At 66.4% G+C, this 20273-nt stretch carries 13 protein-coding genes, 3 rRNA genes and 2 pseudogenes; 5 read left to right on the forward strand and 13 right to left on the reverse strand.

Going from position 1 to position 20273, the window contains the following annotated elements:
- Positions 1–17: 17 nt before the first annotated feature.
- The 5 genes and pseudogenes from CGL27_RS53470 to CGL27_RS13095 all read right to left on the reverse strand — a co-directional run.
- Positions 18–1145 (reverse strand): annotated as a pseudogene (locus CGL27_RS53470) (hypothetical protein); the annotation flags it as partial.
- Positions 1146–1366: 221 nt separating this feature from the next.
- A 5S ribosomal RNA gene (gene rrf / locus CGL27_RS13075) occupies positions 1367–1483 on the reverse strand.
- Between the two features lie 110 nt (positions 1484–1593).
- Positions 1594–4715 (reverse strand): 23S ribosomal RNA (locus CGL27_RS13080).
- Between the two features lie 255 nt (positions 4716–4970).
- Positions 4971–6497: ribosomal RNA gene (locus CGL27_RS13085) — 16S ribosomal RNA — on the reverse strand.
- Together the 16S, 23S and 5S rRNA genes form the textbook arrangement of a ribosomal RNA operon.
- Positions 6498–7025: 528 nt before the next feature.
- Positions 7026–7688: a DNA-3-methyladenine glycosylase gene (locus tag CGL27_RS13095; RefSeq protein ID WP_119986759.1), complete on the reverse strand. Its 663-nt coding sequence runs from the start codon at positions 7686–7688 to the stop codon at positions 7026–7028.
- Between the two features lie 168 nt (positions 7689–7856).
- Between CGL27_RS13095 and CGL27_RS13100 the strand changes: the two genes are divergently transcribed.
- Positions 7857–8639: a sporulation protein gene (locus CGL27_RS13100; RefSeq protein ID WP_014059729.1), complete on the forward strand. Its 783-nt coding sequence runs from the start codon at positions 7857–7859 to the stop codon at positions 8637–8639.
- Between the two features lie 99 nt (positions 8640–8738).
- Here the strand turns inward: CGL27_RS13100 and CGL27_RS13105 are convergent, their stop codons facing one another.
- Positions 8739–9065 (reverse strand): barstar family protein, encoded by a 327-nt coding sequence (locus tag CGL27_RS13105; protein WP_237298815.1) that lies wholly within the window; start codon positions 9063–9065, stop codon positions 8739–8741.
- A gap of 86 nt (positions 9066–9151) precedes the next feature.
- Between CGL27_RS13105 and CGL27_RS13110 the strand changes: the two genes are divergently transcribed.
- Both CGL27_RS13110 and CGL27_RS13115 read left to right on the forward strand, forming a co-directional pair.
- Positions 9152–9691: a YbhB/YbcL family Raf kinase inhibitor-like protein gene (locus CGL27_RS13110; protein WP_078640701.1), complete on the forward strand. Its 540-nt coding sequence runs from the start codon at positions 9152–9154 to the stop codon at positions 9689–9691.
- 106 nt (positions 9692–9797) lie between these two features.
- Positions 9798–10301: an HNH endonuclease gene (locus CGL27_RS13115; protein ID WP_078647326.1), complete on the forward strand. Its 504-nt coding sequence runs from the start codon at positions 9798–9800 to the stop codon at positions 10299–10301.
- An 84-nt stretch (positions 10302–10385) separates the two neighbouring features.
- Here CGL27_RS13115 and CGL27_RS13120 read toward each other — a convergent pair whose 3' ends face one another.
- The 3 genes and pseudogenes from CGL27_RS13120 to CGL27_RS13130 all read right to left on the reverse strand — a co-directional run bounded on the left by CGL27_RS13120 (position 10386) and on the right by CGL27_RS13130 (position 12796).
- The gene (locus CGL27_RS13120; RefSeq protein ID WP_119986761.1) at positions 10386–11345 is read right to left on the reverse strand and encodes an SPFH domain-containing protein; all 960 of its coding nucleotides are present in this window, start codon (positions 11343–11345) and stop codon (positions 10386–10388) included.
- A 152-nt stretch (positions 11346–11497) separates the two neighbouring features.
- A complete protein-coding gene (locus CGL27_RS13125; RefSeq protein ID WP_059147122.1) occupies positions 11498–11923 on the reverse strand; it encodes an NfeD family protein in 426 nt (141 codons plus the stop codon).
- Positions 11924–12005: 82 nt separating this feature from the next.
- Positions 12006–12796, reverse strand: a pseudogene (locus CGL27_RS13130) (ABC transporter ATP-binding protein).
- A gap of 111 nt (positions 12797–12907) precedes the next feature.
- Between CGL27_RS13130 and CGL27_RS13135 the strand changes: the two are divergent.
- Positions 12908–13711: a hypothetical protein gene (locus CGL27_RS13135; protein WP_119986763.1), complete on the forward strand. Its 804-nt coding sequence runs from the start codon at positions 12908–12910 to the stop codon at positions 13709–13711.
- A 204-nt stretch (positions 13712–13915) separates the two neighbouring features.
- Here the strand turns inward: CGL27_RS13135 and CGL27_RS13140 are convergent, their stop codons facing one another.
- From CGL27_RS13140 to CGL27_RS13150, 3 genes are all read right to left on the reverse strand, one after another.
- A complete protein-coding gene (locus CGL27_RS13140; protein WP_014059737.1) occupies positions 13916–14155 on the reverse strand; it encodes a chaplin in 240 nt (79 codons plus the stop codon).
- Positions 14156–14293: 138 nt separating this feature from the next.
- Complete coding sequence (locus tag CGL27_RS13145; RefSeq protein WP_119986765.1) at positions 14294–14938, reverse strand: response regulator transcription factor; 645 nt, start codon at positions 14936–14938, stop codon at positions 14294–14296.
- The gene (locus CGL27_RS13150) at positions 14931–16088 is read right to left on the reverse strand and encodes a GAF domain-containing sensor histidine kinase (protein ID WP_119986767.1); all 1158 of its coding nucleotides are present in this window, start codon (positions 16086–16088) and stop codon (positions 14931–14933) included. Before CGL27_RS13150 ends, CGL27_RS13145 begins: the two co-directional genes overlap by 8 nt.
- A 446-nt stretch (positions 16089–16534) precedes the next feature.
- Between CGL27_RS13150 and CGL27_RS13155 the strand changes: the two genes are divergently transcribed.
- Entirely contained in the window at positions 16535–17278 is a 744-nt protein-coding gene (locus CGL27_RS13155; protein ID WP_119986769.1) for a transglycosylase SLT domain-containing protein, read from the forward strand.
- A gap of 131 nt (positions 17279–17409) precedes the next feature.
- Here the strand turns inward: CGL27_RS13155 and CGL27_RS13160 are convergent, their stop codons facing one another.
- Entirely contained in the window at positions 17410–20136 is a 2727-nt protein-coding gene (locus CGL27_RS13160) for an FHA domain-containing protein (RefSeq protein WP_119986771.1), read from the reverse strand.
- Between the last annotated feature and the right edge of the window lie 137 nt (positions 20137–20273).

Genomic DNA, 20273 nt, shown 5'->3' on the forward strand with positions numbered 1-20273 from the left:
GGCTCGCGGTCGCGGTCCCTGCCGCGGTCATCGCGGCGCCCGTAGCCTCCCGAACGGTCGTCACGGCGTCCGTAGCCCCCGGCGCGGTCGTCACGGCGGTTGAAACCACCGCCGCCGGAGCGACGGTCGTCGCGACCCCCGCCCTGACCGTACGGACGACGCGGCCCACGGTCGTCCCGGCCACCCCGGGAGCCCCCGTCCCGGTCGTCGCGGCGCGGCCCACGCGGCCGCTCGTCACGGCGGTCGTCCCGGCGGAACCCGCCGCGGTCGTCGTCCCGGCGCGGCCCGCCCGGCCGCTCGTCACGACGGTCGTCACGGCGGTCATCACGCCGGAACCCACCACGATCGTCCGCACGACGGTCTCCACCACGGAACCCACCGCGGTCGTCGTCACGCCGGTACGAAGGCCGCTCGTCCCGACGATCGTCCCGGCGGAACCCGCCGCGGTCATCCTCACGTCGGTACGAAGGCCGGTCGTCCCGGCGCTCGTGGCCGCCGCCCCGGCCGCCGCGGTCCCGGTCATCACGCCGGAAACCACCACGGTCGTCATCGCGGCGCGGCCCGCCCGGCCGCTCATCCCGGCGGTCATCACGGCGGAACCCGCCGCGGTCGTCGTCCCGGCGCGGCCCGCCCGGCCGCTCGTCACGACGGTCGTCACGGCGGTCATCACGCCGGTAGCCACCGCGGTCGTCGTCCCGGCGGAAGCCCGGCCGATCGTCACGGTCCCGGCGGGGACCGCCCTGACGGAAACCACCACGATCGTCATCGCGGCGCGGCCCACGCGGCCGTTCATCACGCCGCTCGTCACGGCGGAACCCGCCGCGGTCGTCGTCCCGGCGCGGCCCGCCCGGCCGCTCGTCACGACGGTCATCACGCCGATCGTCCCGACGCTCATAGCGGCCGGTGGGACGGCCGCCCCCACCCCGGTCGTCGCGGCGCCCAAAGCCGCCCGGGCGGGCTCCGCGGTCGTCGTCCCGACGCGGCCCACGCGGCCGGTCGTCCCGGCGATCATCCCTGCGATCGTCCCGGCGGTCATCGCGGCGGAACCCACCACGGTCATCCTCGCGGCGCGGCCCACGCGGCCGCTCGTCACGACGGTCGTCACGGCGGTCATCACGCCGGAAACCACCACGATCGCCATCGCGGCGCGGTCCCGAGCCGCGGACGTCCCGCCGGTCGCCGGCGTCCCGGCGACGCGGCTCGCGGCCCGACCGGTCGTCGGGAGAGTTGGTGGACATCGGCGTGACTCCTGTCTTCATGTACTGCAGCCATTCTCCCGCACCAGTCACACCGATGCGGGCCCAGAAAAACAAAAAGGACCCTTGGTCCCAGCATGCACGCTGGGACCAAGGGTCCTTCAAAGATTGTTCGGCGGCGTCCTACTCTCCCACAGGGTCCCCCCTGCAGTACCATCGGCGCTGAAAGGCTTAGCTTCCGGGTTCGAAATGTAACCGGGCGTTTCCCTAACGCAATGACCACCGAAACCCTATCGGGTTCTAGCGAACAAGCACACTCTTCAATTAAGTCAAGTGGAACTGATTCACCGGTGCGACTGTTCGCAACCCGGGAACCACACAGTGGACGCGAGCATCTGAGGACAAGCCCTCGGCCTATTAGTACCAGTCAACTCCACCAGTTACCCGGCTTCCATATCTGGCCTATCAACCCAGTCGTCTACTGGGAGCCTTAACCCATCAAGTGGGTGGGAGTCCTCATCTCGAAGCAGGCTTCCCGCTTAGATGCTTTCAGCGGTTATCCCTCCCGAACGTAGCCAACCAGCCATGCCCTTGGCAGGACAACTGGCACACCAGAGGTTCGTCCGTCCCGGTCCTCTCGTACTAGGGACAGCCCTTCTCAAGACTCCTACGCGCACAGCGGATAGGGACCGAACTGTCTCACGACGTTCTAAACCCAGCTCGCGTACCGCTTTAATGGGCGAACAGCCCAACCCTTGGGACCGACTCCAGCCCCAGGATGCGACGAGCCGACATCGAGGTGCCAAACCATCCCGTCGATATGGACTCTTGGGGAAGATCAGCCTGTTATCCCCGGGGTACCTTTTATCCGTTGAGCGACGGCGCTTCCACAAGCCACCGCCGGATCACTAGTCCCGACTTTCGTCCCTGCTCGACCCGTCGGTCTCACAGTCAAGCTCCCTTGTGCACTTACACTCAACACCTGATTGCCAACCAGGCTGAGGGAACCTTTGGGCGCCTCCGTTACCCTTTAGGAGGCAACCGCCCCAGTTAAACTACCCACCAGACACTGTCCCTGATCCGGATCACGGACCCAGGTTAGACATCCAGCACGACCAGAGTGGTATTTCAACAATGACTCCACCACAACTGGCGTTGCGGCTTCACAGTCTCCCACCTATCCTACACAAGCCGAACCGAACACCAATATCAAGCTATAGTAAAGGTCCCGGGGTCTTTCCGTCCTGCTGCGCGAAACGAGCATCTTTACTCGTAGTGCAATTTCACCGGGCCTATGGTTGAGACAGTCGAGAAGTCGTTACGCCATTCGTGCAGGTCGGAACTTACCCGACAAGGAATTTCGCTACCTTAGGATGGTTATAGTTACCACCGCCGTTTACTGGCGCTTAAGTTCTCAGCTTCGCCACACCGAAATGTGACTAACCGGTCCCCTTAACGTTCCAGCACCGGGCAGGCGTCAGTCCGTATACATCGCCTTACGGCTTCGCACGGACCTGTGTTTTTAGTAAACAGTCGCTTCTCGCTGGTCTCTGCGGCCACCACCAGCTCAAGGAGAAAATCCCATCACCAGCAATGGCCCCCCTTCTCCCGAAGTTACGGGGGCATTTTGCCGAGTTCCTTAACCATAGTTCACCCGAACGCCTCGGTATTCTCTACCTGACCACCTGAGTCGGTTTAGGGTACGGGCCGCCATGAAACTCGCTAGAGGCTTTTCTCGACAGCATAGGATCATCCACTTCACCACAATCGGCTCGGCATCAGGTCTCACCCTTCAATGAGGAACGGATTTACCTACTCCTCGGGCTACACCCTTACCCCGGGACAACCACCGCCCGGGCTGGACTACCTTCCTGCGTCACCCCATCACTCACCTACTACAGGTCTGGACCGTCGGCTCCACCACTCCCCTCAACTCCGAAGAGATCAGGGCGGCTTCACGGACTTAGCATCGCCTGGTTCGACGTTGGCGCTTCAAAGCGGGTACCGGAATATCAACCGGTTGTCCATCGACTACGCCTGTCGGCCTCGCCTTAGGTCCCGACTTACCCTGGGCAGATCAGCTTGACCCAGGAACCCTTAGTCAATCGGCGCACACGTTTCCCACGTGTGTATCGCTACTCATGCCTGCATTCTCACTCGTGAACCATCCACAACTCGCTTACACGGCTGCTTCACCCGGCACACGACGCTCCCCTACCCATCACAGCGATCGTTAGACCACATGCTGCAATGACACGACTTCGGCGGTACGCTTGAGCCCCGCTACATTGTCGGCGCGGAATCACTTGACCAGTGAGCTATTACGCACTCTTTCAAGGATGGCTGCTTCTAAGCCAACCTCCTGGTTGTCTCTGCGACTCCACATCCTTTCCCACTTAGCGTACGCTTAGGGGCCTTAGTCGATGCTCTGGGCTGTTTCCCTCTCGACCATGGAGCTTATCCCCCACAGTCTCACTGCCGCGCTCTCACTTACCGGCATTCGGAGTTTGGCTAAGGTCAGTAACCCGGTAGGGCCCATCGCCTATCCAGTGCTCTACCTCCGGCAAGAAACACACGACGCTGCACCTAAATGCATTTCGGGGAGAACCAGCTATCACGGAGTTTGATTGGCCTTTCACCCCTAACCACAGGTCATCCCCCAGGTTTTCAACCCTGGTGGGTTCGGTCCTCCACGAAGTCTTACCTCCGCTTCAACCTGCCCATGGCTAGATCACTCCGCTTCGGGTCTTGAGCGCGCTACTAAACCGCCCTATTCGGACTCGCTTTCGCTACGGCTTCCCCACACGGGTTAACCTCGCAACACACCGCAAACTCGCAGGCTCATTCTTCAAAAGGCACGCAGTCACGACGCAGAGACGAATCCCTGCGCGACGCTCCCACGGCTTGTAGGCACACGGTTTCAGGTACTATTTCACTCCGCTCCCGCGGTACTTTTCACCATTCCCTCACGGTACTATCCGCTATCGGTCACCAGGGAATATTTAGGCTTAGCGGGTGGTCCCGCCAGATTCACACAGGATTTCTCGGGCCCCGTGCTACTTGGGAAATACTCAAGCAAGTTGCTGACGTTTCAGCTACGGGGGTCTTACCCTCTACGCCGGGCCTTTCGCATGCCCTTCGCCTACATCAACAATTTCTGACTCACCGACCGGCCGGCAGACCGATCAAGAGCACTCCCACAACCCCGTATGCGCAACCCCTGCCGGGTATCACACACATACGGTTTAGCCTCATCCAGTTTCGCTCGCCACTACTCCCGGAATCACGGTTGTTTTCTCTTCCTGCGGGTACTGAGATGTTTCACTTCCCCGCGTTCCCTCCACATACCCTATGTGTTCAGGTATGGGTGACAGCCCATGACGACTGCCGGGTTTCCCCATTCGGACACCCCCGGATCAAAGCTCGGTTGACAGCTCCCCGGGGCCTATCGCGGCCTCCCACGTCCTTCATCGGTTCCTGGTGCCAAGGCATCCACCGTGCGCCCTTAAAAACTTGGCCACAGATGCTCGCGTCCACTGTGCAGTTCTCAAGCAACGACCAGTCATCCACTACCTGCATGGACTCCGGCCTGTCGAGGGTTCATTCCCTCAGACACCCAACAGCGTGCCCGGCATCATTTTTCTGCTCGCTCTGTGTTCCACGCCGAAGCAGTACTAACAGAGAAGAGCATCCAGACGATGCCGAATAGTCAACGTTCCACCCATGAGCAAACCGTGCGAGACATGCGCTCGCAGTCGGCTATGTGCTCCTTAGAAAGGAGGTGATCCAGCCGCACCTTCCGGTACGGCTACCTTGTTACGACTTCGTCCCAATCGCCAGTCCCACCTTCGACGGCTCCCCCCACAAGGGTTGGGCCACCGGCTTCGGGTGTTACCGACTTTCGTGACGTGACGGGCGGTGTGTACAAGGCCCGGGAACGTATTCACCGCAGCAATGCTGATCTGCGATTACTAGCGACTCCGACTTCATGGGGTCGAGTTGCAGACCCCAATCCGAACTGAGACCGGCTTTTTGAGATTCGCTCCACCTCACGGCTTCGCAGCTCATTGTACCGGCCATTGTAGCACGTGTGCAGCCCAAGACATAAGGGGCATGATGACTTGACGTCGTCCCCACCTTCCTCCGAGTTGACCCCGGCAGTCTCCTGTGAGTCCCCATCACCCCGAAAGGCATGCTGGCAACACAGAACAAGGGTTGCGCTCGTTGCGGGACTTAACCCAACATCTCACGACACGAGCTGACGACAGCCATGCACCACCTGTACACCGACCACAAGGGGGCCCCTGTCTCCAGAGGTTTCCGGTGTATGTCAAGCCTTGGTAAGGTTCTTCGCGTTGCGTCGAATTAAGCCACATGCTCCGCCGCTTGTGCGGGCCCCCGTCAATTCCTTTGAGTTTTAGCCTTGCGGCCGTACTCCCCAGGCGGGGAACTTAATGCGTTAGCTGCGGCGCGGACAACGTGGAATGTCGCCCACACCTAGTTCCCAACGTTTACGGCGTGGACTACCAGGGTATCTAATCCTGTTCGCTCCCCACGCTTTCGCTCCTCAGCGTCAGTGTCGGCCCAGAGATCCGCCTTCGCCACCGGTGTTCCTCCTGATATCTGCGCATTTCACCGCTACACCAGGAATTCCGATCTCCCCTACCGAACTCTAGCCTGCCCGTATCGAATGCAGACCCGGAGTTAAGCTCCGGGCTTTCACATCCGACGCGACAAGCCGCCTACGAGCTCTTTACGCCCAATAATTCCGGACAACGCTTGCGCCCTACGTATTACCGCGGCTGCTGGCACGTAGTTAGCCGGCGCTTCTTCTGCAGGTACCGTCACTCTCGCTTCTTCCCTGCTGAAAGAGGTTTACAACCCGAAGGCCGTCATCCCTCACGCGGCGTCGCTGCATCAGGCTTTCGCCCATTGTGCAATATTCCCCACTGCTGCCTCCCGTAGGAGTCTGGGCCGTGTCTCAGTCCCAGTGTGGCCGGTCGCCCTCTCAGGCCGGCTACCCGTCGTCGCCTTGGTAGGCCATCACCCCACCAACAAGCTGATAGGCCGCGGGCTCATCCTGCACCGCCGGAGCTTTCCACACGCATCCCATGCGGGAGCGTGTCATATCCGGTATTAGACCCCGTTTCCAGGGCTTGTCCCAGAGTGCAGGGCAGATTGCCCACGTGTTACTCACCCGTTCGCCACTAATCCCCGGCCGAAACCGGTTCATCGTTCGACTTGCATGTGTTAAGCACGCCGCCAGCGTTCGTCCTGAGCCAGGATCAAACTCTCCGTGAATGCTTCCGGGATATCCCGGTCACACAGTCACGAGAGCGGAGCAGACCGGAGGAATAATCCAGTCCGCTCACAGCGTCCTCGCTGTGTATTTTTCCAAAGGAACCTCGTCCGAGATGGACGGGGTATCAACATATCTGGCGTTGACTTTTGGCACGCTGTTGAGTTCTCAAGGAACGGACGCTTCCTTTGAAACCGTTTCACCGGTCTCTCCGGGCGCTTCCCTTCGGTGTTTCCAACCTTACCAGATCCGTTTTCCGTTCCGTTTCCGGTCCGAATTCCGTTTCCGGCCCCCTGCTGGAGCGGGGTCTTTCGCGCCTTCCGGCGTGTCCACTACTTTAGCCAATTTCCCGCTCAGCTCCTAATCGGAGCCCCGGGTCTTAATTTCGCGCAGCGAAATAGGACCCTGTTCGGGAGTTGTCTTCAGTGGTTGGCCGCTCCGGGGCTGCTATGACTCGACCTTGCGATCGTGCCGACAGCGCTGCCCGTCTCAAGCGGCTCGGGCTACGTTAGGCGTCCCGTCCAGCGGAGTCAAGTTCCGACCTGACGGCGCGTCGCATTCCGGCGACGCGGGGTGTGCGCCCGGTAGGGGCTGACCGAGGGCTCGCCGTCGATCCAGAAGCGCCAGGGGTGAGTTGCGCCCTCGCCGCCCACACCGGTGCGCGGGCCGCTGAGGATCTGGTCGGGCCGGGCGGGGTGGCCGGTGAGTATGGAGAGCGGGGTATCGGCGCCCGCGCAGAGATCACTGCCGTCCAGCCGGCGGTCGACGCCCAGGGCCGTGGCCAGCCGGGCCGGGCCCTTGGCCAGCTCATGGTCGTTACGCGCCTTCGGCCTGCGCTGATGGGCCCACTCATGGCCGTGCCGTACCTCGCCCGCGCGCAGCAGCACCCCGCTGGGGTGGCCCTCCGGTCCGCAGACCACGTTGAGGCAGTGCCACATGCCGTAGGTGAAGTAGACATACGCATGCCCCGGGGGGCCGAACATCACGGCGTTGCGCTCGGTGCGGCCACGGTAGGCATGCGAGCCGGGGTCGGCCGGGCCCGCGTACGCCTCGACCTCGGTCAGGCGCAATTCGATCGGTCCGTCCGGAGTGCGCCGCACCAGGACGCGGCCCAGGAGGTCGGGCGCGACCTCGAGAACGGGTCGGTCGAAGAAGGCACGGTCGAGGGGCTCGCGGTCAGGTCCTGCTGTCACGCGGCCCGAGCGTAGTGGAACAGATATGAACCGGTGGTTGGAGGCGGCACCGGTCCGCTGGAAGGGTATGAGCTGCGGAACCGTCCACGGCTGTTTCGCGTTCCTAGGTGTCAACAGTGATCGAGTGCGATCAGGTCAAGACGCGGTCGCGTCCTTGAGAGGGAGAACATGGGCTTCAAGAAGCTGCTCGCGAGTCTGGGTGCCGGTGGCGCTTCGGTGGAGACGGTACTGACCGAGGAGAACGTCGTCCCGGGCGGCATTGTGCAGGGCGAGGTCCGGATCCAGGGCGGCTCGGTCGCGCAGCAGATCGAGGCGCTCTCGGTCGGCCTGCAGGCGCGGGTCGAGGTGGAGCGGGACGACCAGGAGTACAAGCAGAACGTGGAGTTCACCCGGCAGCAGCTGGGCGGTGCGTTCGAGGTGCAGCCGGGTGCGGTGCACGCGGTGCAGTTCGGCCTGGAGATCCCGTGGGAGACCCCGATCACCATGTTCCTGGGCCGGCATCTGACCGGTATGAACGTGGGGGTGACCACGGAGCTGGCGATCGCGCGCGCGGTGGACTCGGGGGACCTGGACCCGGTCAATGTGCATCCGCTCCCCGCCCAGCAGGCGATCCTGGACGCCTTCGGCTCGCTCGGCTTCCGGTTCAAGGGCGCCGACCTGGAGCAGGGGCACATCCGTGGGACCCGGCAGCGGCTGCCCTTCTACCAGGAGATCGAGTTCTACGCCCCGGAGCAGTACCGGGGGCTGAACCAGGTGGAGTTGTCCTTCGTCGCGGACGACCGCGAGATGGACGTGGTGCTGGAGATGGACAAGAAGCCGGGGCTGTTCACCGAGGGCAGTGACACCTACCGGTCGTTCACGATGAACCTGGCGACCTTCCAGGACACCGACTGGGCCGCGTATCTGAACCAGTGGCTCGCGCAGGTCGGCGGCAAGCGCAACTGGTTCTGAGGTTCCCTCTCCCCGGGGCCGGACTTCCGCGCGGGGCGTGCACCGACGGCAGGTCGGTGCACGCCCCGCGCCGTGTGTCGGCGTGTGGTGCGTCGTGCGTCAGGGGCCGTCGTCGTAGCGCACCACCAGGGGCCGTCCCTGCGTCGCCCAGTACGCCTCCGCGTCGGCCAGGATGTCCGCCGCGATCGCGGCGGCGTCGGGGTCCGCGTCGCGGAAGGCAAGCCAGCCCTGGATGTCCAGCAGACAGCCGCTGGGCTCGCGGCCCTCGGCCCACCAGGACAGATCCGTGAGGCAGTCGGCAAGGGCGTCCCAGTTGCGCCCGTACCAGTCGGGAAAGCGCAGGTCCCGGGCGCAGCGGTCGAGGAAGCCGTCCTTGTCCGTCACGCCGTCGAGGCGCAGGTGGAGGGCGAGGGTGGGGCCGGTCATGGGCGCCATGGTGCCAGCCCGCCGTCTGGCGGTCTCGTTAGGCTGGCCGCGCAGATGATCCACCGCAACCTCAGGAGGTTCTCGACGTGTCCGAGCAGAACCGGCCGCCGCTCCCCCATGACTTCCATCCGCCGGTGCCGTCGTTCACGGTGGTGAGCGACGATGTGCAATCCGGCGGCACGCTCAAGTCCGCCCAGGTGCAGGCGGAGGGGAACACCTCTCCGCAGCTGCGCTGGGAGGGATTCCCGGAGGGTACGAAGAGCTTCGCCGTCACCTGCTTCGACCCGGACGCGCCGACCGGCAGCGGTTTCTGGCACTGGGTGTTGTTCGACATCCCGGCCACGGTCACCGAGCTTCCGGTGGGTGCGGGCAGCGGCGGTTTCACGGGCCTGCCCGACGGCGCCGTGCAGGCGCGCAATGACTACGGGACCCGCGACTTCGGCGGGGCCGCGCCGCCGCCCGGGGACGGTCCGCACCGCTATGTGTTCACCGTCTACGCGGTGGACGCGGAGAAGCTGGGCCCGGACGCGGACGCCTCGCCCGCGGTGGTCGGCTTCAATCTGCGGTTCCACACGCTGGGGCGGGCCCAGTTGATCGGGGAGTACGAGGTGCCGGCCGCGGGCTGACGCCGCGAAATTGCGTTGTTCTCGGCCAGCCTCCCGGCCAGAGTTGATCCCGGTCCCGCCCATTCCAGGCGCGGGTCCGGGATACCGGGATGCGGGGGTGGTCGGGATGCGCGAGACGCTGGTTCTGAACGCGAGCTTCGAGCCGCTGGCGACGGTGGCGCTGCGGCGCGCCGTGGTGCTGGTCCTCCAGGACAAGGCCGTCGTCGAACACGCCCACCCGGGGCTGCGGGTGCGGGCCGCGGACATCGATCTGCCGCTGCCACGGGTGATCCGGCTGTGCCGCTATGTGCGGGTGCCGTTCCGAAGACGTGCCCCGTGGTCGCGGCGCGGGGTGCTGGTCCGGGACCAGCACCGGTGCGGGTACTGCGGCCGCCGGGCGACGACCGTCGACCATGTGGTGCCGCGGTCGCGCGGGGGCGGGGACACCTGGCTGAATACGGTGGCCTCCTGCGCGGAGGACAACCACCGTAAGGCGGACCGGACTCCGGAGCAGGCGGGGATGCGGCTGCTCAAGGCGCCGTTCGAGCCGACGCCTTCGGATGCGCTGCTGCTGGCCCTGGGGGCGGCGGAGCGAGACGCTCTGCCGGAGTGGCTGGCGCTGCCGGCCTAGCCCCGGGTTCGTCCCGCAGGGGCCCGGCTGGGAGCGCGGGCGGGCCGCCCCAGGCGCTGGAGGGACCGCCCCGCTGCCGTCCGTTCAGTCGATCGTGGGCTGTTCGCGGCGCGGGGCGGGCTCCTTACCGGTGGCGGCGGGGGTGCCGCCGCTGTTTCCGCCACCGGTCAGCGGGCCGAAGTTGCCCATGGCCCCGCCGAGGCCCTTGAGTGCGTCGCCGATCTCGCTGGGCACGATCCAGAGCTTGTTGGCGTCGCCCTCGGCGATCTTCGGCAGCATCTGGAGGTACTGGTACGAGAGCAGCTTCTGGTCCGGGTCTCCGGCGTGGATGGACTCGAAGACCGTACGGATCGCCTGGGCCTCGCCCTCGGCGCGCAGCGCGGCGGCCTTGGACTCACCCTCGGCCCGCAGGATCGCGGACTGCTTCTCACCCTCGGCGCGCAGGATCTCGGACTGCCGGACACCTTCGGCCTGGAGGATCGCGGCGCGCTTGTCGCGGTCGGCGCGCATCTGCTTCTCCATCGAGTCCTGGATGGAGGTGGGCGGCTCGATGGCCTTGAGCTCGACGCGGTTGACGCGGATGCCCCACTTGCCGGTGGCCTCGTCGAGGACGCCGCGCAGCGCCGCGTTGATCTCCTCGCGGGAGGTCAGGGTGCGCTCGAGGTCCATGCCACCGATGATGTTCCGCAGGGTGGTGACGGTGAGCTGCTCGATCGCCTGGATGTAGCTGGCGACTTCGTAGGTGGCCGCGCGGGCGTCGGTCACCTGGTAGTAGATGACGGTGTCGATGTTCACGACCAGGTTGTCCTGGGTGATCACCGGCTGCGGGGGGAAGGGCACGACCTGTTCACGGAGGTCGACCCGGTTACGGATCGAGTCGATGAACGGGACGACGATGTTGAGGCCCGCGTTGAGGGTGCGGGTGTAGCGCCCGAAGCGCTCCACGATGGCGGCACTGGCCTGTGGGATGACCTGGATCGTCTTGATCAGTGCGATGAAGACCAGCACCACCAGGATGATCAGGACGATGATGATCGGTTCCACAGCGGCTCCCCGTGCCCTTCATGCGGTGATTCGGATGGTCGGGATGATCAAGTCTGGCGGTTCCCGAGGGTGGAGTCTGTCAGATCCATGGTCGACTCCGCAGCTCAACCCGGGCGCCCTCAACTCTTGGTAGGACACTCCCGGTACGGCGTCTACATGACGACGGCCGTCGCACCGTCGATCTCCACCACGTCGACCTGCTGCCCGGGTTCGTAAGCCTGGCCGGGGTCGAGCGAGCGCGCGGACCACACTTCGCCCGCGAGTTTGATGCGGCCGCCGCCGCTGTCGTCGACGCGGGCGAGGACGACGGCCTGACGTCCTTTCAGCGCCTCGATGCCGCTGCGCAGCTCGGGTTGCTGACGGCGGCTGCGGACCGCCATCGGGCGTACGACCGCGACCAGCGCGACCGAGACGGCACAGAAGACGACGACCTGGAGCACGATGCCGCCCCCGAGCGCGTCGGTGATGGCACCGGCCACGGCACCGACGGCGACCATCCCGAATTCGGGCATCGCGGTCAGTACGAGCGGGATACCCAGTCCTACGGCGGCGATCAGCCACCACACCCATGGATCCACATGGTCATGGTAGTTGTCGCCGGTCCCCGGGGACAGTGCGCGGATCACCTGCCGGTGGCACGGTGGGCGCAGGGGGCGGACATCAGGCCAGCGGCAGGCCCTGGGCGGTCCAGCGGTCACCGTAACGCTCGACGACCAGCGGGAGTCCGAAGCAGCGGGAGAGGTTACGGGAGGTCAGTTCGGTCTCGACCGGGCCCGCGGTGAGTACCTTGCCCTGGCGGATCATCAGAACATGGGTGAAGCCGGGGGGATTTCCTCGACATGATGTGTCACCATGATCATCGACGGGGCGAGCGGGTCGCGGGCGAGCCGTCCGAGGCGGCGAACGAGGTCCTCGCGGCCGCCGAGGTCGAGTCCGGCCGCGGGCTCGTCGAGGAGCAGCAGCTCGGGGTCGGTCATCATGGCGCGGGCGATGAGCGTGCGCTTGCGCTCGCCCTCGGAGAGGGTGCCGAACTTCCGGCCGAGGTACTCGGTCATGCCGAGGCGGTCGAGGAAGGCGCGGGCGCGGGTCTCGTCGACCGCGTCGTAGTCCTCCTGCCAGTGGGCGGTCATGCCGTACGCGGCGGTGAGGACGGTCTGCAGGACGGTCTGGCTGCGCGGCAGCTTCTCGGCCATGGCGATGCCCGCCATGCCGACGCGGGGGCGCAGCTCGAAGACGTCGACGCGGCCGAGTTGCTCGCCGAGGATCCGGGCACTTCCGGCGCTCGGGAAGAGGTAACTCGAGGCGAGGTTGAGGAGGGTGGTCTTACCGGCACCGTTGGGGCCGAGGATGACCCAGCGCTCGCCTTCTTTGATCGACCAGGAGACTTCGTCCACCAGAGCCCGCCCATCGCGGACCACCGATACGTCCAGCAGCTCCAGAACCTCGCTCATGAGCGCGTTGTCTCCCATTGCAGTCTCGAGTCGTGCGTGCGCCTGTGGGCGCAGCCCCCCTGAGGAAAACCTACGCCACACGTTGTCGGTGCCAGTCCTTAGGCTGGTGCCATGCTCGATGAACCACGTTCAGGGCGCCTCGCAGCTTGGGGAAATGCCCTTATCGCCGGACTTGTCTCCCCTGATGAGGCGGCGCATCGCATCGCGGACGAGGACTCGTCGCACCGGGTGGCCGGGCTTCCGGGGGAGTCCGGGCCGGTGGGGCTCACGCTGGCGCTGGGGCGGCTGCGGACGCTCGGGGCCAAGGGGCTGCGGGTGGCGCTGCCCATAGCGGGGCATCCCCTGGGGCTGAGCGGTCCGCCGGAGTTCAACGCCCAGGCGCTCGACGCGGGTGAGGCGGTGATCGCGACGGGCGCGGCGCTCGGCCTGGTGCCCGAGGTGTCGGCGGCCGGGCCCGAGGGCGATCAGCACATCGAGGTGGTGTGGCGGTGCCGGAGCGTGCGGGAGGCGCCGCCGGCCGATGTGCCGTCGCTGAGCGAGGCCGAACGGGAGCTGGCCGAGGCGCTCCGGGAGGCCACGGAGGTGCTCTCACAGCTGAATGTGGCCGGATCGGGCCCGGTGGCCGAGGCGGCCCTGGAGGCGTATCGGGCGCGCGCCGAGCGGGGGCGCGAGGTGCTGGCCCCGGGCTATCCGCCGCGGGCCATCCGGGTGCTGGAGCTGGCGCAGCGGGTGGGTGCGCTGGTGAACATCGCCTATATGGCGGGCGGGGACGGCCGGGAGCACGGCGGTGCGGTGAGTGCGTCGGAGATCACAGCGCGAGCCGAGGCACTGCGGCCGGTGGAGCGCACCTCACGGCGGGCGCAGGTGGCGGCGTACAACGCGTATGTGGAGGAGCGGGAGCGGGGCGGGCTCTGAGCATCCCGGGGGTCTCTGAGCATCCCGGGGGCCTCTGGCCTTCCCCGGGACGGACTCTGACCATCCCGGGGGGTCTGACCATCCCCGGGGGTCTCTGAGCTTCCCTGGCGGTCTCTGGCTTTCCTGGGGATGTCATGGAGCCGGCCCCGGAGGCGGCTGCCTCCGGGGCCGGCGGGTGGTGCGTCAGGTATCCGCCGGGGGCGGTCAGCCGCCGCAGGGGGTACCGAGCGCCGGGTTCATGGACCCGATCACCGAGACGGTGTTGCCGCAGAAGTTCACGGGCACGTGGATGGGCGCCTGAATGTTGTTGCCGGAGACGACACCCGGGGACATCGTGGCCCCACCGTCGGCCCAGGGGCCCTGGGCGGTGGCGACACCGGCACCGGCGACGGCGAGTCCGCCGGCCGTGATGGTGATGGCAGCGAACCTCTTGATGTTCTTCACTTGGCAAGACCCTTCATTCATCAGCGCGTCACCGCGGCGGTCCGCCGCGGTACGCCGTGAAAAACGGTCCGGCTGATGGTGAGTTGCGCTGTTCGAGTGATAGCCACCCGTTGGTGTGATTTCACGGAGAAACGCTGTTCATGCCCCAATTCCATGCCGTACGGCCCAAAGCGCGGCCTGAGTGCGGTCGGCGAGATCCAATTTCATAAGAATGTTGGACACATGAGTCTTAACGGTCTTTTCGGACAGCACCAGTGCACGGGCGATTTCCCGGTTGGACCGGCCGTCCGCGATCAGCGCGAGCACCTCCCGCTCCCGCTCGGTGAGTGAGCCGCCGCGCCCCTGACCGCCGCCCTCCTCCTGGGAGAGCAGCGCCAGGGCCACCTCGGGCTGGAGCAGCACATGCCCGGAGTGGACGGACCGGATGGCGCGGGCGAGCGCCTCGGGGTCCACGTCCTTGTAGACATAGCCCGCCGCGCCCGCGCGCAGGGCGGGGACCACGGTGCGCTTCTCGGTGAAGCTGGTCACGATCAGCACCCGGGCGGGGTTGCCGAGGTCGCGCAGGGTGCGCAGCGCCTCGATGCCGTCGAGGCCGGGCATCTTCACGTCCATGAGGACGACGTCGGGGCGCAGCTCCTCGGCGCGGGCGACGCCCTCCTCGCCGTCCGACGCCTCGCCGACCACCTCGATGTCGTCCTGGACCTGGAGAAAGGTCCGCAGACCGCGCAGCACCACCTGGTGGTCGTCGACGAGCAGTACCCGAATCCGTCCGGGGTCAGCCACCGGGCACCTCCATCTCGATCACGGTGCCCTTACCGGGCGCCGACTCCACGGTCAGAGCGCCGCCGACGCCGCCGGCCCGGTCCCGCATCGACACCAGCCCGAGGTGGCGCCCGGCGTGCCGTACGGCCGAGGGGTCGAATCCCCTGCCGTCGTCGGCGACGCGCAGCCGGGCGCCTTGGCCGTGCCGGGCGAGGGTGACGTCGACCTGCCGCGCGTCTGCGTGGCGCAGCGCGTTGTGCAGGGCCTCCTGGGCCACCCGCAGCACCGCCCCCTCCTGGGCGGCGGGCAGCGCCCGCACGCCGTGGCAGGCGAAGGTGACCTGGGCGGAGTGGGCCCGGTCGAGCACCTGCACCTGTGTCCTCAGGGTCGCCACGAGGCCGTCCTCGTCGAGGGCGGCGGGGCGCAGCTCCACGACGGCGGAGCGCAGCTCGTCGGTGGCCTCGGCGGCGAGGAGGGCGATCTGCTGGAGTTCGTCCTTGGCGCGGCCGGGGTCGCGGTCCACCAGGGCCGTGGCCGCCTGGGCGGTCAGCCGCAGCGAGAAGAGCTTCTGGGAGACCGCGTCGTGCAGCTCATGGGCGAGCCTGGCCCGCTCCCCGGCGATGGTGAGCTCGCGGCTGCGCTCGTAGAGCCGGGCGTTGGTCAGGGCGATGGCGGCGTGCTGGGCCAGGATGGAAAGCAGCTCCTCGTCCTCGGCGGTGAAACCGCAGCCGCCCTCGGGCTTGGGGCATCGTTTGTTGGCGAGGAATACCGCGCCGAGAACTTCATCGCCGTCGGCAATGGGAAGACCCAAGAAATCCGACATTTCCGGATGAGCTGATGGCCATCCCTCAAAACGGACATCTCGTCGCACATCGGCGAGTCGCTGCGGGGTGGCGTCCTTGAGCATGGCGGCGAGAATGCCGTGCTGCCGGGGCAGCGGCCCGATGGCCTTCCACTGCTCGTCACTCACCCCATCTACTACGAACTGGGCGAAACCTCCGTGATCATCGGAGACCCCCAGAGCGGCATACTCCGCATCGAGCAGCTCACGGGCGGACACAACGATGGTCTTTAGGACATCACGGACTTCCAGATGTCGGCTCATGGCGAGCAGCGCACCGCTCACCCGGCTGAGCCCGGCCCCGGGTCCACCGCCCCGTCCTTTCGTCATGGCCATTACCGTACCGACCCGCCATCCGGTGGGCATATCGGCCGGTCGGCGGCCACCCGATAAGACCTGAGCCCTAGGTCGAACGGCGCACACAGGACCCCCAAAGGGGCTGTTGCAGGGGTGGAAAAAACAAACACCCTGAGCATTTGCGTGGGCACAGCGCGCAATATGAGAAGCTCCGCGATGTGAGCCCGGACACACGACCTAAATCACTTACGAACGTGCTTAGTGGACGTTTCATAGGCGACTGAGCGGGGATGACGGCCGTTCGCGTGGGCATGAGCAGCCTACTTATCCACTAAGCAGCATCGTATGTCACGCCTTTGCGACAGCTTTTTGCGGCAGCTAAGAATTCCCCCAGTCGCACGGCGCCGTAGATCCAGGAACGGCGCTCTGCGCGCCGATATGGCCTGCGACTCAAGCGATTGGAAGAGGTCTACTCCGCCATGCCCCTGCCCAAGATCCCCGGTTACGCCCGTCTCAACAAGACGCACAAGTACTCCGCCGCCGGTATCGCTGCCGCCGGTGCGGCCGCCATAGCCTTCGCAGTCGTCCCCGGCGGCAACGCCGACGCCAAGACGACGGCCCAGGACCTGCCGAACAAGCCGGTCGCCCTCACGTCCCAGAAGGCCGACGCCCAGGCCCACCACGAGGTCCTGGTCAAGCAGTCCGCGCTCGCCGACAAGCAGGCCAAGCAAGAGGCCGCCGAGAAGAAGGCCGCGGCGGAGGCCGCGAAGAAGAAAGCCGCGGAAGAGGCCGCCCAGAAGAAGGCCGCCGAGGCCAAGGCCGCCAAGGAGCGCGCCGTCAAGCAGGCCGCGAGCCGCTCCGCCGCGCGCATCGAGACGGTCGCCGCCGAGAAGAAGACCTACCCCGACAACCTCGACGGCTGGATCCGGGAATCCCTCGACATCATGAAGAAGAAGGGCATCCCCGGCACCTACGAGGGCATCCACCGCAACATCATCCGGGAGTCCGGCGGCAACCCGCGCGCCATCAACAACTGGGACATCAACGCCCAGAACGGCGTGCCCTCCAAGGGCCTGCTCCAGGTGATAGCCCCGACCTTCCAGACCTACCACGTCGAGGGCACCCCCTGGGACGCCTACGACCCGGTCGCGAACATCACCGCCGCCTGCAACTACGCGGCCGACCGGTATGGCTCGATGGACAACGTGAACGGCCCGTACTAAGCCTGAACGGCCCGCCCCGAACCCGGCGTTCCGACGCCGAAGGGCGACGGCACCCCCTGTGTGCGAGGGGTGCCGTCGCCCTTGTGCATGACGGTGACGGCGGCTGCTTGCGCAATGACCTCCGGCTGCGGCTACTTGCGCATGACCTCCGGCTCATGGCGGCGCAGCAGCCGCGCGACCACGAAGCCGCAGGCGATGCCCAGGACGATCAGCGCGATCATGTCGATGCCCCACTGGGTCGTGGTGTGCTCCCACAGCGGGTCGGTGTCCAGGGGCTTCTTGCTGTCCCACGGCGCCATCATGTGGCCGACGCCCGGGCCCAGGTCCAGCGTGGCGCCGGCCGCGCCGACCGCCCAGCGCGACGGCATCAGCCAGGCGAACTGCTCCACACCGAGCGATCCGTAGATCTTGAACAGAACGCCGGTGAAGACGACCTGGACGATCGCGAACATGACCAGCAGCGGCATCGTCTTCTCGGCGGTCTTCACCAGGGACGAGATGACCAGGCCGACCATCATCGAGGTGAAGCCGATCGCGATGACGGCCAGGCAGAGCTCGGCGGCCGGCGGCATCAGCAGGCCCTCCGCGGGCATCTTGCGCGTCGAGAGACCGATGGCGGAGATGATGACGCCCTGGCAGGCGGTGATCACACCGAGCACGATCACCTTGGACATCAGATACGCGGAGCGGGACAGGCCGACCGCCCGTTCCCGTTCGTAGATGACCCGTTCCTTGATCAATTCTCGTACGGAGTTGGCCGCGCCGGTGAAGCACATGCCGACCACGAGAATCAGCAGAACCGTCCCGGCGGCCTGGTTGAAACTGCCCTTCGGGGCAAGCTGAAGGCCGAACTTCGCCGGAATGACGACGCTCACCGAGCCCAGTACGGCGGGCAGGATCACCATCAGACCCATGAAGCCCTTGTCGGAGCCGATCACCGACAGATAGCGGCGGATCAGCGTCCACAGCTGCGATCCCCAGCTCTGTGGCTTCTGCATCCGGGTCGGCGGGGCCTGCACATGGACGGACTGCGGGGCGACGGAGTCGAGGTCCGCCGCGTACATCTGGTAGTGCTGCGAACCGCGCCAGCGGCCCGCCCAGTCGTAGTCGCGGTAGTTCTCGAACGACGAGAAGACATCCGCCCAGCTGTCGTAGCCGAAGAAGTTGAGCGCCTCGTCCGGCGGGCCGAAGTAGGCCACCGAACCGCCCGGCGCCATCACCAGGAGCTTGTCGCACAGCGCCAGCTCGGCGACCGAGTGGGTGACCACCAGCACGGTGCGGCCGTCGTCGGCGAGACCGCGCAGCAACTGCATGACATCGCGGTCCATGCCCGGGTCGAGACCGGAGGTCGGCTCGTCCAGGAAGATCAGCGACGGCTTGGTGAGCAGCTCCAGCGCGACGGAGACCCGCTTGCGCTGTCCGCCGGAGAGCGCGGTGACCTTCTTCTCCCGGTGGATGTCCAGCTTGAGCTCGCGCAGCACCTCGTCGATCCGGGCCTCGCGCTCGGCCTCGGCGGTGTCACCGGGGAAGCGGAGCTTGGCCGCGTAGCGCAGGGCCTTCTGGACGGTCAGCTCCTTGTGCAGGATGTCGTCCTGGGGCACCAGACCGATGCGCTGGCGCAGCTCGGCGAACTGCTTGTAGAGGTTCCGGTTGTCGTAGAGGACATCGCCCTGGTTGGCCGGGCGATAGCCGGTGAGCGCCTTGAGCAGCGTGGACTTACCGGAGCCGGACGGGCCGATGACCGCGACCAGGGACTTCTCCGGAACGCCGAAGGAGACGTCCTTGAGGATCTGCTTGCCGCCGTCGACCGTCACCGTCAGATGGCGGGCCGAGAAGGAGACCTCACCAGTGTCGACGAACTCCTCGAGGCGGTCGCCGACCAGCCGGAAGGTGGAGTGACCGACGCCGACGGTGTCGGTGGGGCCGATGATCTGCTGCCGGACCGGCTGACCGTTGACATAGGTGCCGTTGTGACTGCCGAGGTCGCGTATCTCGAAGCGGCCGTCGGGCAGCGCCCGGAATTCGGCGTGGTGGCGCGAGACCTGCAGATCGGAGACGACCAGCTCGTTCTCCAGCGCACGACCGATACGCATCACCCGGCCGGCGGCCAGCTGATGGAAGGTGGTCGGGCTGCGGTCGCCCTGGGCGGGCGCGCCGCCGGAGGGGCCGGTGCCGGGGCCGTTCTGCGCGAGGTTGTTCTGCGGGGCCTGGGGCTGCTGCTGCGGCGGCTGGGGTGCCCGCTGATGCTGCGGCTGCGGCTGCGGCTGCTGATGGGGCGCCTGCTGCTGCGGGATGAACGGCTGCTGCTGGTGCGGGGCCTGGGGCTGCTGCTGGGGCTGCGGCCAGCCCTGGGGCTGCGGCGCACCCTGCTGGGGCCCGCCCTGCTGGGGCGCACCCTGCTGCGGCCAGCCGGGGCCGGGCTGCTGCTGCGGCTGCTGGGCGGGGGGCTGCTGAGCCTGGTGGGGCTGCTGGGCCTGCTGAGCCTGGTGACCCTGCTGGGGCATGCCCATCGCCGCCTGCTGACCGTACGCACCCGCGGCGCCCATCGAGGCGCCGCCCCCGGAGACGCTGAGCCGAGGGCCGTCGGTGGCATTGCCGAGATGGACGGCCGAACCAGGGCCGATTTCCACCTGTTGGATTCTCCGGCCCTGCACATAGGTGCCGTTGGTGGAACCCTGATCCTCGATGACCCAACTGCGCCCGCCCCAGCGCACCGTGGCATGCCGCCAGGAGACCCTGGCGTCGTCCAGCACCATGTCGCCCTGTGGGTCACGCCCCAGGCTGTACGACCTGGACGGATCAAGTGTCCAGGTCTGTCCGTTCAATTCCAGTACGAGTTCCGGCACTCCATGCCCCACTAGTTGTCCCCCGAGTTACCCCCCTGACAGAGGGAGTCTAGGGATGGCGAACATCCTGAGGAACTATTTCAGGCTCAGTCCCTTCACCGGAAGTCGGGCTTTGACAAGACCACAACTCGGGCGTCATTGACTCATCC

This window comes from Streptomyces sp. 11-1-2 (genome assembly GCF_003595545.1).
In the GTDB taxonomy this organism is placed as follows: domain Bacteria; phylum Actinomycetota; class Actinomycetes; order Streptomycetales; family Streptomycetaceae; genus Streptomyces; species Streptomyces hygroscopicus_B.